Origin of the sequence: Rhizobium sp. BK399, from assembly GCF_014194695.1 — a bacterium.
Classification (GTDB): domain Bacteria; phylum Pseudomonadota; class Alphaproteobacteria; order Rhizobiales; family Rhizobiaceae; genus Rhizobium.
Genome location: NZ_JACIAH010000005.1, coordinates 51361 through 65162 on the forward strand (window position 1 = coordinate 51361; position 13802 = coordinate 65162).

Annotated in this window: 14 protein-coding genes; 7 read left to right on the forward strand and 7 right to left on the reverse strand. The window is 59.4% G+C overall.

The genetic code is table 11. From position 1 onward, the window contains the following. Positions 1 to 8 precede the first annotated feature (8 nt). Positions 9 to 407, forward strand: a complete 399-nt coding sequence (locus tag FHT97_RS12805) for a hypothetical protein (protein WP_183757452.1) — start codon at positions 9 to 11, stop codon at positions 405 to 407. Here FHT97_RS12805 and FHT97_RS12810 read toward each other — a convergent pair whose 3' ends face one another. Beyond that, positions 408 to 665, reverse strand: coding sequence for a DUF1127 domain-containing protein (locus tag FHT97_RS12810; protein ID WP_183862615.1), 258 nt, complete (start codon positions 663 to 665; stop codon positions 408 to 410). It abuts the gene before it with no gap. A gap of 78 nt (positions 666 to 743) precedes the next feature. On the opposite strand from FHT97_RS12810, the gene FHT97_RS12815 reads away from it, so the two are divergent. The 3 genes from FHT97_RS12815 to FHT97_RS12825 all read left to right on the forward strand — a co-directional run bounded on the left by FHT97_RS12815 (position 744) and on the right by FHT97_RS12825 (position 4964). After that, positions 744 to 2162, forward strand: a complete 1419-nt coding sequence (locus FHT97_RS12815; protein ID WP_016554130.1) for a PLP-dependent aminotransferase family protein — start codon at positions 744 to 746, stop codon at positions 2160 to 2162. 314 nt (positions 2163 to 2476) lie between these two features. Beyond that, positions 2477 to 4711: a phosphoribosylformylglycinamidine synthase subunit PurL gene (gene purL, locus FHT97_RS12820; RefSeq protein WP_183862617.1), complete on the forward strand. Its 2235-nt coding sequence runs from the start codon at positions 2477 to 2479 to the stop codon at positions 4709 to 4711. 19 nt (positions 4712 to 4730) lie between these two features. Then, on the forward strand, positions 4731 to 4964 hold the full coding sequence (locus FHT97_RS12825; RefSeq protein ID WP_183757455.1) for a BolA family transcriptional regulator: 234 nt from the start codon (positions 4731 to 4733) through the stop codon (positions 4962 to 4964). Between the two features lie 21 nt (positions 4965 to 4985). On the opposite strand, the gene FHT97_RS12830 is transcribed toward FHT97_RS12825, so the two are convergent. Further along, positions 4986 to 6137 carry a hypothetical protein gene (locus FHT97_RS12830; RefSeq protein WP_183862619.1) on the reverse strand — a complete coding sequence of 384 codons (1152 nt, stop codon included), beginning with the start codon at positions 6135 to 6137 and terminating at the stop codon, positions 4986 to 4988. A gap of 285 nt (positions 6138 to 6422) precedes the next feature. Between FHT97_RS12830 and grxD the strand changes: the two genes are divergently transcribed. The 3 genes from grxD to FHT97_RS12845 all read left to right on the forward strand — a co-directional run bounded on the left by grxD (position 6423) and on the right by FHT97_RS12845 (position 9414). Further along, positions 6423 to 6758, forward strand: coding sequence for a Grx4 family monothiol glutaredoxin (gene grxD / locus FHT97_RS12835; protein ID WP_016554134.1), 336 nt, complete (start codon positions 6423 to 6425; stop codon positions 6756 to 6758). A 143-nt stretch (positions 6759 to 6901) separates the two neighbouring features. Then, the gene (locus FHT97_RS12840; RefSeq protein WP_183757512.1) at positions 6902 to 8107 is read left to right on the forward strand and encodes a multidrug effflux MFS transporter; all 1206 of its coding nucleotides are present in this window, start codon (positions 6902 to 6904) and stop codon (positions 8105 to 8107) included. A gap of 35 nt (positions 8108 to 8142) precedes the next feature. Further along, a complete protein-coding gene (locus FHT97_RS12845) occupies positions 8143 to 9414 on the forward strand; it encodes a multidrug effflux MFS transporter (protein WP_183862621.1) in 1272 nt (423 codons plus the stop codon). 52 nt (positions 9415 to 9466) lie between these two features. On the opposite strand, the gene FHT97_RS12850 is transcribed toward FHT97_RS12845, so the two are convergent. The 5 genes from FHT97_RS12850 to rpsD all read right to left on the reverse strand — a co-directional run bounded on the left by FHT97_RS12850 (position 9467) and on the right by rpsD (position 13638). After that, the gene (locus FHT97_RS12850; RefSeq protein WP_246712617.1) at positions 9467 to 10066 is read right to left on the reverse strand and encodes a LysE family translocator; all 600 of its coding nucleotides are present in this window, start codon (positions 10064 to 10066) and stop codon (positions 9467 to 9469) included. A 157-nt stretch (positions 10067 to 10223) separates the two neighbouring features. Then, a complete protein-coding gene (locus FHT97_RS12855) occupies positions 10224 to 11048 on the reverse strand; it encodes an inositol monophosphatase family protein (RefSeq protein ID WP_183862623.1) in 825 nt (274 codons plus the stop codon). A gap of 29 nt (positions 11049 to 11077) precedes the next feature. Next, complete coding sequence (gene ttcA / locus FHT97_RS12860; RefSeq protein ID WP_183862625.1) at positions 11078 to 11962, reverse strand: tRNA 2-thiocytidine(32) synthetase TtcA; 885 nt, start codon at positions 11960 to 11962, stop codon at positions 11078 to 11080. A gap of 59 nt (positions 11963 to 12021) precedes the next feature. Next, the gene (locus FHT97_RS12865; RefSeq protein WP_183862627.1) at positions 12022 to 12951 is read right to left on the reverse strand and encodes a glutaminase; all 930 of its coding nucleotides are present in this window, start codon (positions 12949 to 12951) and stop codon (positions 12022 to 12024) included. A 69-nt stretch (positions 12952 to 13020) separates the two neighbouring features. Further along, the gene (gene rpsD / locus FHT97_RS12870) at positions 13021 to 13638 is read right to left on the reverse strand and encodes a 30S ribosomal protein S4 (protein WP_183757462.1); all 618 of its coding nucleotides are present in this window, start codon (positions 13636 to 13638) and stop codon (positions 13021 to 13023) included. Between the last annotated feature and the right edge of the window lie 164 nt (positions 13639 to 13802).

Sequence of the window (13802 nt, forward strand, 5' to 3'; positions counted from 1 at the left end):
GCAAGTTGATGCGCCCTCGCCTTACGACGACACGTGTTTTCGCGATTGCCGCAACCGCGGCGCTGGTTGCGTCCTGCCAATCGAATACGCCGGCGAAGGGTCCTGACCGCAGCGCGCTGTCTACCATGGAGCGCGTTGCTCTTGGGGCGAACTCCTGCTGGTTCAAATCCGGCGACGCGGCCTTCGCCGCATACAGGCTGGCGCCGGAATTGAATTCCTTTTCCGGTCGCCCTCGCATTCTCGTCGTGCACAAGGGAAGCCCCGAGAGCCGCCCGTTGCTCGTCGTTCAAGCGGAAGGCAATCCCTCAAAGCTCGACGCCTTTGGTCCGATGATGCAAAGCGCCACCGGACCGCGCATTGTCAACGATGTCACCCGCTGGGCCTCGGGCAACAAGGCCTGCGGCTGATCAGTCCCAAAAGAACGACTTGCCGGCTTCCTTACGCGCGTCCGCACGCGTGACGCCAATATCTAACAGCGCGTCATCCGTCAGATCGAGCAGAGCCCTACGGCTTTGCCGTTTCTCATGTCGATATAAGAGCCATCGCCATGTGGATTGAAGCACTGCCCGGCCAAAAGGCAACTCTCGCGAAACACGGTATTGAATCGATTGCACCCCGGAAGGTAGAGATGCAATCCGGGTCTCGCTTTCTGGAACGACAGACATATCATTCTCCAAATGAATTGTATCTGTCGTGGAGATAATGTTGACGTATGGAGGGTGACAATATAGATAATTGTCATGATGACAAATTGGCTCCCAGATGTTTCGCGCGGCTCAGGCCCGGTTTACCTCCGGATCGCGGACAGCATTGAATCAGCCATAGCCAGTGGCACCTTGGCAGCTGGCAGCAAATTGCCGCCGCAACGAAACCTCGCCTATGATATCGGCGTAACAATTGGGACAATCGGCCGAGCCTATGCGCTCGTGCACGAGCGCGGCCTCGTCGCCGGAGAAGTCGGCCGCGGCACTTACGTGCTCGATCGCGCCGAGACAGCACCCGGGAATCAACCGGACCCGCTGACGGTTGCGCTCGGCGGAACACGCCCGATCGATGCGCCCGCCGGTAAGATACGGTTCGACACCACGGCTGCGCCGGATCTTGGCCAGGGCAAGATTATCGGCAGTGTTCTTGCCGCGATCGGCGAGGAGCAGCTCTCCGAGATTTCGTCCTATTCGCGTGTGTTTCCCAAGAACTGGTACGCGGCCGGCCGGCGTTGGCTCGCCAGAAACGATTGGATGCCGGAAACGGAAAACATCGTCCCTACCCTTGGAGCCCACGCGGCTGCTGTCGCCGTCATCTCAGCGGTGTCGTCGCCCGGTGACAAGATCGTCTTCGAAGAGTTGAGCTATACGCAGGTGAGCCGCAGCGCACGTATTCTCGGCCGCCGTACGATCACCGTCGAGTCCGACGAAAATGGCGTGATTCCTGATGACTTCGAGCGCCTGTGCCTTCAGCAGCACCCAAAGCTCGCATTCCTCATGCCGACCGCGCACAATCCCACCCTGGCGACGATGCCGCACGAGCGCCGGGCACGCGTCGCCGAGATAGCGCGCCGCCACGGTGTCTGGCTAATCGAAGACGATCTCTACGGTGGTATGACTGGCGACGAAAACCCCTTGCTTGCGTCGCTCGCACCCGATCGCACGTTCCTGATCAGTGGCCTTTCGAAATCGGTGGCTGCCGGCGTGCGGGGCGGCTGGGTCGCCTGCCCGCCGCATTTTGCTCAGCGGATCAAGGTGACACACAAGATGATCACCGGCGGACTACCATTCATTCTGGCCGAGGCTTGCGCGCGTCTCGTCGAGAGCGGTCAGGCGCACGAAATCCGTAAGGCCAGCACGGTGGAACTCGCCGTCCGTGAGCGTCTCGCACGGGAGCAGTTGCAAGGATACGACTTCGTATCGCATCCGCATGTCCCCTTCCTGTGGCTGAAGCTGCCGGATCCCTGGCTGTCGGGAACGTTCAAGAACGCTGCTTACGGAGAGGGAGTGCTGATCGACGACGAGGACGAATTCAAGGCTGCGCGAGCCGAGAAAGTCTATCATCGCGTTCGAGTAGGCTTCTCCTCGCCCCGAAACCGCGACGATTTGGTTGCGGGCCTCACGACATTGCGACGCCTGCTAGAAAGCGGCGGCGCGGGTTATGACGGTGAGATCTGAGACTGCGCTAGATTAGCCGCACATCCGAAGTAAAAGGCCCAAGCCCCTCTCAAACTCGCTTTATCAAGCCCCGATCGATGCTACGAATTCAGACGGACCCTGACGCGAGTCGGATGAGGGAATCTGAATGGCGATCGAATTTCCAACGGCATGACGCGCGCCGGTATTCAGGTCGGCTACAAGTTCTAAGCTACCATGGTAGTTACCATTCGGTGCCCGCTGTCTGTTAACAGCGGGCATTTTCCTGTCGCGCGTTCCATCCAGTTAGGCTAAAGACACCGCAATCGCGCAACGGCAGGGACTTCCGAGAGCTCATGACCATTTCCAATACCCGCCCGATCACCTCCGAACTGATTGCCGCCCATGGCCTGAAGCCAGACGAGTATCAGCGGATATTGGACCTGATCGGCCGCGAACCGACCTTCACGGAGCTCGGCATCTTTTCGGCGATGTGGAACGAGCACTGCTCTTATAAATCCTCCAAGAAGTGGTTGCGTACCCTGCCGACCAAAGGCCCGCGCGTCATCCAGGGGCCCGGCGAGAATGCCGGTGTGGTCGATATCGATGATGGCGACTGCGTTGTCTTCAAGATGGAGAGCCACAACCACCCCTCCTACATTGAGCCGTATCAGGGCGCGGCAACCGGCGTCGGCGGCATTCTGCGCGACGTCTTCACCATGGGTGCACGCCCGATCGCTGCAATGAATGCGCTGCGCTTCGGCGAGCCGGACCATCCGAAGACTCGTCACCTCGTCTCCGGTGTCGTCTCGGGTGTCGGCGGTTATGGTAATTCCTTCGGTGTGCCCACGGTCGGCGGCGAAGTCGAATTCGACGCCCGCTACAATGGCAACATCCTGGTCAACGCCTTCGCGGCTGGCCTCGCAAAGTCGAACGCGATCTTCTTGTCAGAAGCCAAGGGCGTCGGCCTGCCGGTCGTCTATCTCGGCGCAAAGACGGGCCGCGATGGCGTCGGCGGGGCGACAATGGCTTCGGCCGAATTCGACGAGTCGATCGACGAAAAGCGCCCGACCGTCCAGGTCGGTGACCCCTTTACCGAAAAGTGCCTGCTGGAAGCCTGCCTCGAACTGATGCAGACCGGCGCCGTTATTGCCATCCAGGACATGGGTGCTGCGGGCCTCACCTGCTCGGCCGTCGAAATGGGCGCCAAGGGCGATCTGGGTATTCTCCTTGATCTCGATACCGTGCCGGTGCGTGAAGAGCAGATGACGGCCTATGAAATGATGCTGTCGGAAAGCCAGGAGCGCATGCTCATGGTTCTGGAACCGGAAAAGGAAGCCGTCGCGAAGGCGATCTTCGTCAAGTGGGGCCTCGATTTCGCGATCGTCGGCAAGACGACCGACGACCTTCGTTTCCGCGTGGTTCATCAGGGCGAGGAAGTTGCAAACCTGCCGATCAAGGATCTCGGCGACCAGGCGCCTGAATATGATCGTCCGTGGCGCGAGTCGGATAAACGCGCGCCCCTGCCCGCAAATCTCGTGGCCGAACCGGCAGACTACGGTCAGGCGCTGTTGCAGCTTGTCGGTTCTCCGAATCAATCAAGCCGCCGCTGGGTCTACGAACAGTACGACACCCTGATCCAGGGCAATTCGCTCCAACTTCCGGGTGGCGATGCCGGCGTCGTTCGCGTCGAGAACCATCCGACCAAAGCCCTCGCGTTCTCCTCTGACGTCACACCGCGCTATGTCGAGGCCGATCCTTTTGAAGGCGGCAAACAGGCAGTCGCAGAGTGCTGGCGTAATATCACCGCCACAGGGGCAGAGCCGTTGGCGGCCACCGACAACCTGAACTTCGGCAATCCTGAAAAGCCGGAAATCATGGGGCAGTTCGTCCTGGCAGTAAAAGGCATCGGCGAAGCCTGCCGCGTCCTCGATTTCCCGATCGTGTCGGGTAACGTCTCGCTCTATAACGAAACCAATGGCGTTGCGATCCTGCCGACCCCGACGATCGCCGGCGTCGGTCTTCTGCCTGACTGGAAGAAGATGGCGCGTATCGGCAGCGCCTCCAATGGCGACAAGGTCATCATGATCGGTACGGACGGCAGCCATCTCGGCTCGTCGGCCTATCTGCGGGATATCGTTGGCACCATTGAAGGCCCGGCCCCTGAGGTCGATCTCTTTGCGGAGCGCCGCAATGGCGACTTCGTACGCTCGGTCATCCGTAATGGCCAGGCAACCGCCTGCCACGACATCTCTTCCGGCGGCCTCGTCCTTGCTCTCGCCGAAATGGCGATGGCGTCAGGCAAGGGCCTCAAGATTAGCCTCAATGAATGCAGGGGTGCACCACACGCGTTGCTGTTCGGCGAGGATCAGGCCCGCTATGTCCTGACGGTGCCGGCGGACGTTGCGAGCTTCGTCTGCGCAAATGCCGAAGGTGCGGGTGTCCCGTTCCGCCGCCTCGGCACGGTTGAAGGCGACAAGCTCGTGGTCGACGATCTGCTGACGCTGCCGATTCAGCAATTGCGCGACGCCCATGAATCATGGTTCCCTGATTACATGGAAGGCCATGGCACACTCGCTGCCACGGAATAATGCGCAAGGAGTAACGATCATGCCTATGAAACCCGGTGATATCGAAGACATGATCAAAGCCGGCATCCCCGGCGCCAGGGTGACCATCCGAGATCTCGCTGGTGACGGCGACCATTATGCTGCCGAGGTCGTCGCCGAAGCATTTCGCGGAAAGAGCCGCGTGCAGCAGCACCAGATGGTCTACGAGGCTCTTAAGGGTAACATGGGCGGCATATTGCACGCCCTGGCCCTGCAGACATCGGCACCCGATTGATATCGAACGCAAAATGCCCGGTTAGAAGCCGGGCATTTTGCTGTAGCCGGCCTCGGCAAGCACGAGTGCCGAGCGTGGGCCGGCCGTCAGCAGCGTGAAATCAAACGGCGCCCGCAGATCCGACCCCAGGACATACTGTCGGTGCACGCGCAGAAAGTCCTTTTTGATCTTGCGGTAATGTTCGACCGTCAGCATTTGCTTGACGCGGATGAACACCATCTTGGCAGGGCGTAGATCGCCATGTCCGCAAACGGCCACGACCGGCACCTTGTAGAAGTGAATTGCATCCGTCAGGCACTGGACGTCGAGCCAATGGATGTTCTCGCAGCGGGCGATCAAGCCCACTCGTGACCGCAACAATTTCGCCGGGCGCAATAGCGCGCATTGCAGAAGCGCCGACCCGAGCGTTGCGAACACTACTCTCTTATCGCGGAAGACATCTGGTTGTTCCTCGAGAAGGCGCCCGATCACATGCGCGGCAACGCTCGAACCCATGCTGTGAGACGAGATCACGTATTCATCCGCCGATTCCGACAAAGCGGCACGCGCTGCCACAGCACAGCGATCGAGCCATTCATTGAATTCCGCATGGCTCATGCGAGCGAGCGCTACCGCCATGCGCCAGTCCGCGAAGAGATGCAATGTGTAGAAGCGCTCGGCAACGGGCAGGAACGCGAAGATGAAGAAGCACGACGCCAACCCCACGCTCCAGAAGAGATGAGGGGCCGGCAATTCCATTCCAACCGGGATGACAGCGATCGTTGCGCTGAGCGAGAAGCCGAGGATCATCATCAGAAACGGGAAGATGAAGAACAGTCCAAATCGCCATGCATACTTGAAATAGCCGGCCATCCCGCCGTAACCGATTACCTGCAGAGCGGCCCAAAAGCCCGCGAGAATTTGCCACGCCCGGCTGCCGGCTCCAAGCCACTCCACGAGAGCATTGTGATCAAAGACATGAATATGGCTGTTGGTTTCCCAACCATCCGCAATCGACGTCACCTTGAAACTTGTCGAATCCGGCATGCATTTGGGCTCGCCGATGGTAACTCCACAGTCCCAAACCGCGGCACTTTGCTTTGCGGATCGTTCGTACCGTGCCTTGTGTGCACGCCCATCAAGTGGCTCGAACCCCGGAAAATGGAGAACCACCCTCTTCGAAATCAATGTCATTATTTTCTTTCGTTGCCGCGCACGCGGCCGATAAATTGCTGCGACGCATTCCGCGACAATTGTGGCGAAATCCGGGTAAGTTACCCCGAGACCGGTTGCGCCGAATGCCTTCCCGGGCCGGTTCAGCAACCGGCGTAACGCAAGCGCAACAATCCGCCTCCCGCAAACCGATAGGGTGCTCTTTTTTTGCCGGCGCCTGCTGGAATTCCGGCGATCACATGCTATCTAAGCTTAACGATTGAAACGGCGGGCCTTTAACTCGCCTGTGGAAAGGATTAGGTCCCTATGAGCGGTATCAACGAATTCATCGACAACGAGATCAAGAGCAACGACGTCGTCCTCTTCATGAAGGGCACGCCGCAGTTTCCGCAGTGTGGTTTCTCCGGCCAGGTCGTGCAGATTCTCGATTACATCGGCGTCGATTACAAGGGCATCAACGTGCTCGCTGACTCCGAAATCCGCCAGGGCATCAAGGATTATTCCAACTGGCCGACGATCCCACAGCTTTACGTAAAGGGCGAGTTCGTCGGCGGCTGCGACATCGTCCGGGAAATGTTCCAGGCCGGTGAGTTGCAGCAGCACCTGCAGGAACACGGCGTCACCGTTCGCGGCGCCGCCTGACCTGCCCGGTCACCGGACGCTTCGCCCGGTTTCCAAATCTGTATTTTGAGTCCGAGGCGCTGTGCTGAACAGCGCCTTGGCCTGTTTATGGGAATTTCATTGTGACAGATTCATCACAAGCCGTGCACGCGGGCCGATTGCCCATGGGCAAAGGGGAGTTCATTGCGCTCGCAGCCTTCCTTATGGCGATCAATTCGCTCGCGATCGACATCATGCTTCCGGCGCTGCAGCAGATCGGTGCAAGCCTCGGCGTTGAGAGTGAAAATCATCGTCAGTTTGTCGTTTCTGCGTATCTCCTCGGCTTCGGTTCGGCGCAACTGTTCTACGGGCCCCTCTCCGACCGCTTTGGCCGCCGCCTGCCGCTTTTGATCGGTCTTGCGATTTATATCTGTTCCGCCCTTGGGATCGCACTGGTGCCGACTTTCACCGGCCTCCTCGTGCTTCGCTTCATCCAGGGTATTGGTTCCGCAGCTACACGCGTCATCACCATCTCCATCGTGCGAGACGTCTACGGCGGTCGCCAGATGGCAGAGGTCATGTCGCTGATCATGATGGTCTTCATGATCGTCCCCGTCATCGCGCCGGGGAGCGGTCAGATCATCATGTTTTTCGGCAGTTGGCACCTGATCTTCGTGTTTATCGCGGTGATGGCGGCGTTGATTTCGGGTTGGGCCTACATGCGCCTTCCCGAGACATTGCATCCTTCGAACGTGCGGCCGTTCACGGCGCGCTCCGTCATCGGCGGCTTCAAGCTTGTTCTCACGAACCGCATCGCGCTCTGCTACACGATCGCTACCACCTTCATCTTCGGATCGCTGTTCGGGTTTATCAATTCCGCCCAGCAGATCTACGTGGGGATCTATGATCTCGGCGCCTACTTTCCGCTCGCTTTCGCCGGTGTCGCCGTCTTCATGTCGCTGTCGTCGTTCCTCAACTCGCGGCTCGTCGGCAAGTTCGGGATGCGGCGCCTGTCGCATGGTGCACTGACCGGCTTCATCGCCGTCAACACCATTTGGCTCGCAGCGCTCCTCCTCGGGCCGCACCCGATGCCATTCTTCCTCTTTATCAGTTTCTTCGGCCTGGCGATGTTCCAGTTCGGCTGGATCGGCTCGAACTTCAATTCGCTTGCCATGGAACCGCTTGGTCATGTTGCGGGAACGGCCTCGTCCGTGCTGGGCTTCATGAGCACCGTCGGCGGCGCTCTGATCGGCGCCGGCATCGGACAGGCTTTCAACGGCACCGCACTGCCGATGGTCGCAGGCTATTTCACCGTCTCGATCATCGGTCTGATCTTCGTTTTGATCGCAGAAAAAGGGCGCCTCTTTCAACCGCATAATCCCGCGGTCTGAATGGGTCGCCCGTCCCGTATTTCAGGATTTCCATTATGACGCCACCACATAAACCTCATGTTGAGAATCAAGGCTCCCGCCGAATAGGCATGGGCTTCGTCGAATTTGTCATCACCATCGCCATCATGACCGCCAGTGTCGCGATGGCGATCGACAGCATGTTGCCGGCCCTGCCCGCAATCGGCCATTCGCTCGGCGTCGCCAACGCCAACGATGCGCAGCTGGTCATCGGCGTCTTCTTCCTGGGCTTCGGCGTCTCGCAGATCATTTTCGGCAGCCTGTCCGACACGTTCGGCCGCCGCAACATCTTGCTCGGCGGTTTGGCGGTTTACATGCTCGCCATGTTCGGCGCGGCAGCCACGGGCAGTTTTGAAATGCTGCTTGTCATGCGCTTTATACAAGGCCTCGGCGGCGCAGCGGTTCGCATCACCACCATGGCCATCGTTCGTGACTGCTTTGGTGGTCGCGAGATGGCCCGTGTCATGTCCTATGTAATGATCGTCTTCATGATCGTTCCGATCGTGGCACCTTCGGTCGGTCAGCTGATCATCACCTATGCCAACTGGCACTGGATCTTCATCCTGCTTGGTCTCGTTGGTGGGATCCTGTTTGTCTGGGCATCACTGCGCTTGAAGGAATCGCTTCCGAAGGAAGAGCGCATTCCGCTATCGGTCGGCTCCGTCCTCGATGGCTTCAAGACCGTTCTGACGAATAAGATCACGTGCGGCTATATGATCGGCCTGACAATGTTCACAGCTGTCATCAGCGCCTACGTCATTTCGGTCCAGCAGGTTTTCGGTGAAGTCTACGGCCTTGGCGATTGGCTGCCGATTGCCTTTGCGGCAACGGCAGGCGGCATCGCGGTCGCAAACTTCGCCAACGGCTTCTTCGTGCGTAAGTTCGGCATGCGGCGTATCTCGCATGTCGCCATGATCGTCTTCACCATTGTTTCGGCAATCGGCTACGTCAAAGCGCTGGGCGGACGGCCCGATTTCGCCTTCGCCTATGCGCTGTTTACGATCCTGCTGATGATGTTCGCAGTCATCGCGACCAACTTCACAGCGATCAGCCTGGAGCCGATGGGTAACCTCGCTGGCACAGCAACCGCCATCACCGGCTTCGTGTCCACGACCTTCGGCGCGATCCTCGGCGGCACTGTTGGCCAGCTCTTCAACGGCACTGTCCAGCCGCTCTTCGGTGGCTTTGCCGTGTTCGGTGCGATCAGTATCGCGGCGACGCTCTGGGCGGAAGGCGGCAAGCTCTTCACGCATCCGGGCGACAGCCCGCAACTCATTTCTAACGCGTAGAGCGTTCCTTATCGCCCGCGACACGTTGTTGCGGGCGCAATTCTTTCAGGAGTTAGCGCCACACAAGAGCAACCGACAGAGCCAGCGCAAACGCCATGGCGATATTGAAGAACCTCGCCGCGCGTGAGGTCCGCAGAACCTGGGCCACGAGAGCACCTAGGACGAGCCAAAGGAACCCAGCCGGAAACGCGGCTGCTGCAAACAGCACACCCATCCACAAAGCGCCGCTAGTCTGAGCCTGCTGCGAGGATACAAGGAAGGTGCTACCTGCGCTCAGCGCGACCAGCCAGCCTTTCGGGTTCAGCCATTGGAATAGAAAAGCCTGCCGAAATCCGACCGTCCGCCTCTGTCCATTCGCTTCAACCGTGCCGGCATTGGCGATCTTCCAAGCCAGCCACAGCAGAAACAGAGATCCCGCCATCTTCAGCGCTATTACGATGGCCGGTGCGGCTGCGACAATTTCTCCGACGCCAAAAGCACTTAGAACGATCATCACGCCCATGCCCAGCGATGCGCCGAGCGGACAGCCGATGCCTCTCAAGGTACCGACAGCGGCACCGGTGGACAGGATCATGGTGTTGCTGGGTCCCGGCGTAACGGCCGCGATAAACGCAAACAGCAAGAAAGCCAGCGCCTGCGCGATATCCATCATTCCCTCCTCGTCATTTCAAAAGCGAGAGGATATCTACGATAGGCGTGCCTATCCGTATTGTACGTCTGTGCGCACGGCGTTCTGTTGGGAGCGCCAATATCGCACCCACGAAGCGCAAGTTAGTGGTGGCAGTCCGCGTGTGGCGGCCGCCTCGATATCAGATGGTGAAGACTTCACGCCGCAGAATGTCCCAGCTGTCGTGGTCAGGCGCAATCAGCAAGCCGCCGCGGGTGTGATGCGGGAGGTAGGGCGAACCGTCGAAACGGGCCGCATGGGCGCCAGCCTCGATGCTGATAAGTGTGCCCGCAAGATGATCCCAGGGCATCAGCTTGTTATACATCAGGTAGTGCACGTGGCCGCCAGCAAAGGCGCGGTATTCGTGAGCGGCGCAGCGATAGTTGGCAAGGAACCGAACCTTGGCCAAATTCGCAAGGATTTCACTGCGCTTCGGCTTCGGCAGAAAGCCGGTGGACGCCATGCCGACCATGTCCTCCAACGCGACGGGCGCCGCAACAGAGAGCCGTTCTGCCTCCCCGTCAGGACGTCGAAGCCATGCGCCGCCGCCTGTCTCCGCAATCACCCAATCGTCACCCATCGGGTCGTAGATGATGCCGGCAACGGTTTCACCCTTGAACACCACGGAGGCCATGACACCGAAAGCCGGAATCCCGGACGCGAAATTGAACGTACCATCCACCGGATCAACGACGATGGCAAGGTCCGCTCCCTCGAGCCTCCCAAGCAGGCCAGGATCCGCAGCGACCGACTCTTCCCCGATGAACACGGCATCTGGCCAAAGCGCGCCGGCTTCCGCCTTTATCATCCGCTCCGCCTGCAGGTCGGCTTCCGTCACCAGGTCGGTCGCCTCGCTCTTGGCGCGCACGTCATCGCTTCCAAGTCGACGGAAACGCGGCAATATCTCTGCCTTCGCCGCCCGCCTCAGGAGATCGGCTAGCGTCGTTACATCTATCGTGGAACTCATGGACTTTCCTTCTTTGGCGTGAGCGCCGACTATTCGCTCTTCGGCGCGGTCTCTCCGGCCATCAGGCCGGCGAAATCGAAAAGCTTTGGATCGAGCAGATGTGAAGGATTCACATGTGCGAGTGCTCTCAGCATCGTGTCCTTGCGGCCCGGCATGCGCCGTTCGATATCGGCGAGCATGTCCTTCATCGCATTGCGCTGCAGCCCGTCCTGGGAGCCGCAGAGATCGCAGGGAATGATTGGAAACTGCATGGCAGCCGCAAACTTCGCCATGTCGTCTTCCGCGCAGTAGGCGAGCGGGCGCAGTACCATCAGGTTGCCCTCGTCATTGAGCAGCTTCGCCGGCATCGAGGCGAGCCGCCCGCCATGGAAGAAGTTCATGAAGAAGGTCTCGAGGATATCCTCGCGGTGGTGGCCAAGCACCAGTGCGTCACAGCCCTCCTCCCTGGCAACCCGGTAAAGATTGCCGCGGCGCAGCCGTGAACAGAGCGAGCAATACGTCGCGCCCTCCGGAACCTTCTCCTTCACGATCGAATAGGTATCTCGATATTCGATCCGATGCTTGACCCCGACCTTGGTAAGATACTCAGGCAGGATATGCTTGGGGAAGTTCGGCTGGCCCTGGTCGAGATTGCAGGCGATCAGTTCCACCGGCAGAAGACCGCGCCACTGCAGGTCGAGGAGAAGGGCGAGCAACCCGTAGGAATCCTTGCCGCCGGAGACACCGATCAGCCAACGCTTCTGCCCCTTCAGCATCGCAAAATCGTCGAATGCCTGCCTGACGTTTCGCAGCAGCCGCTTGCGCAGCTTGTTGAACGATACCGAGTTCGGAGCTTCGGCAAAGAGCGCGTGCGCGATCGCGCCGTCCGCGTTCGGCGTTTCAAGCTCATCGGCAATGTTGGCTGCGATGTTCATTCTCTCTTCCAATCAGTCACTGCCTCCGCCTTAGCAGAAAGCGCCAAGACAACCCAGCATCAATCCCCGAAAACCGACCAGCCCGTGCGCGCGGCCAGCATCTCGAGCGCGACAGCACCGAGCTGTGAGTTGCCGACCTTGTTCAGGCCCGGTGACCACGCAGCGATGGACGCGATGCCGGGGGCCACAGCAAAGATACCGCCGCCGACGCCGCTCTTTCCGGGAAGGCCGACGTGGTAGGCGAAGTCGCCGGAACCATCGTAGTGGCCGCATGTCAGCATCAGCGCATTGATGCGCCGGGCCCGCTTCGGCGATACGACCGAATGGCCGGTCATCGGGTTGCTGCCACGTGCGGCAAGGAAGAGCCCTGCCTTCGCCAGTTGCTCGCAAGTCATCGATAGAGCGCACTGGTGGAAATAGACGCCAAGCACGTAATCGACGGGATGATCGAGGTTGCGATAGGAACGCATGAAATTGGCGAGCGCCGCATTGCGGTAGCCCGTCTGCGTCTCTGACTTTGCAACGCGATCATCGATGCTGATCGACTCATCATCCGCCAGATAGCGGACGAACCGCAGCAACTCGCCGATCGCCTCGCGCGGCGCATGGCCGGCCATGACGACATCTGTCACGGCAATCGCACCGGCGTTGATGAAGGGATTGCGCGGAATGCCCTGCTCGTGCTCGAGCTGGACGATCGAATTGAACGCCGAGCCCGAAGGCTCACGGCCGACGCGCTTCCACAAGCCCTCGCCGACTTTGCCGAGCGCAAGCGTCAGCATGAAAACCTTTGAAATGCTCTGGATGGAGAACGGCACGTCTGCATTGCCGACGTTATAGACCTTGCCGTCTACGGTCACCACGCTCAAGCCGAACTGGTTCGGGTCCACCTTGGCAAGCTCTGGAATATAGTCCGCAACTTTGCCTTCGCCGATACGGGGCGCCAGTTCCTTATGGATGCTGTCGAGAACTGCCTGCAAGTCCGTCATCGTACCTCTCCAGATAACAAAAAAGCCGCCCCAAGAGGCGGCTTTTCCGTAAGCGAAAACGCCTCGCGATTAACGCGAATAGAATTCGACCACCAGATGCGGCTCCATGACGACCGGATAAGGTACGTCGCCGAGCGCCGGAACACGAGCAAAGGTCGCAACCATCTTGTTATGGTCGACTTCGATGTAGTCCGGAACATCGCGTTCAGCCAGGGAAATCGATTCCAGAACGGAAACGAGCTGCTTCGACTTCTGACGAACTTCGATGACATCGCCAGCCTTGCAACGGTAGGAACCGATGTTGACGCGGACGCCGTTCACGGTCACGTGGCCGTGGTTCACGAACTGGCGGGCAGCGAAAACGGTCGGAACGAACTTGGCGCGATAGACGATCGCGTCCAGACGGCACTCCAGAAGACCGATCAGGTTTTCAGAGGTGTCGCCCTTGCGGCGGGAGGCTTCAGCGAAGATTGCACGGAACTGCTTCTCGCGCAGGTCACCGTAGTAACCCTTGAGCTTCTGCTTGGCGCGCAGCTGCACACCGAAGTCCGAAAGCTTGCCCTTGCGGCGCTGACCATGCTGGCCCGGGCCGTATTCGCGGCGGTTCACCGGGGACTTCGGACGGCCCCAGATGTTTTCGCCCATACGGCGGTCAATCTTGTACTTGGACGATTCGCGCTTGCTCATCGTATTTCCTTTCAGAGTGTTACGGCGGCTTGTTTCCAAACCGCTCGAAGGAAACACGCCCTCCTTTGATCTTCTTTCGAGGATCCGACAGGATCATCCTATTACGCGAACAGGACAAATCCACGGGACATGTCAAATGAAACACCGGACATCTCTGCCCGGTG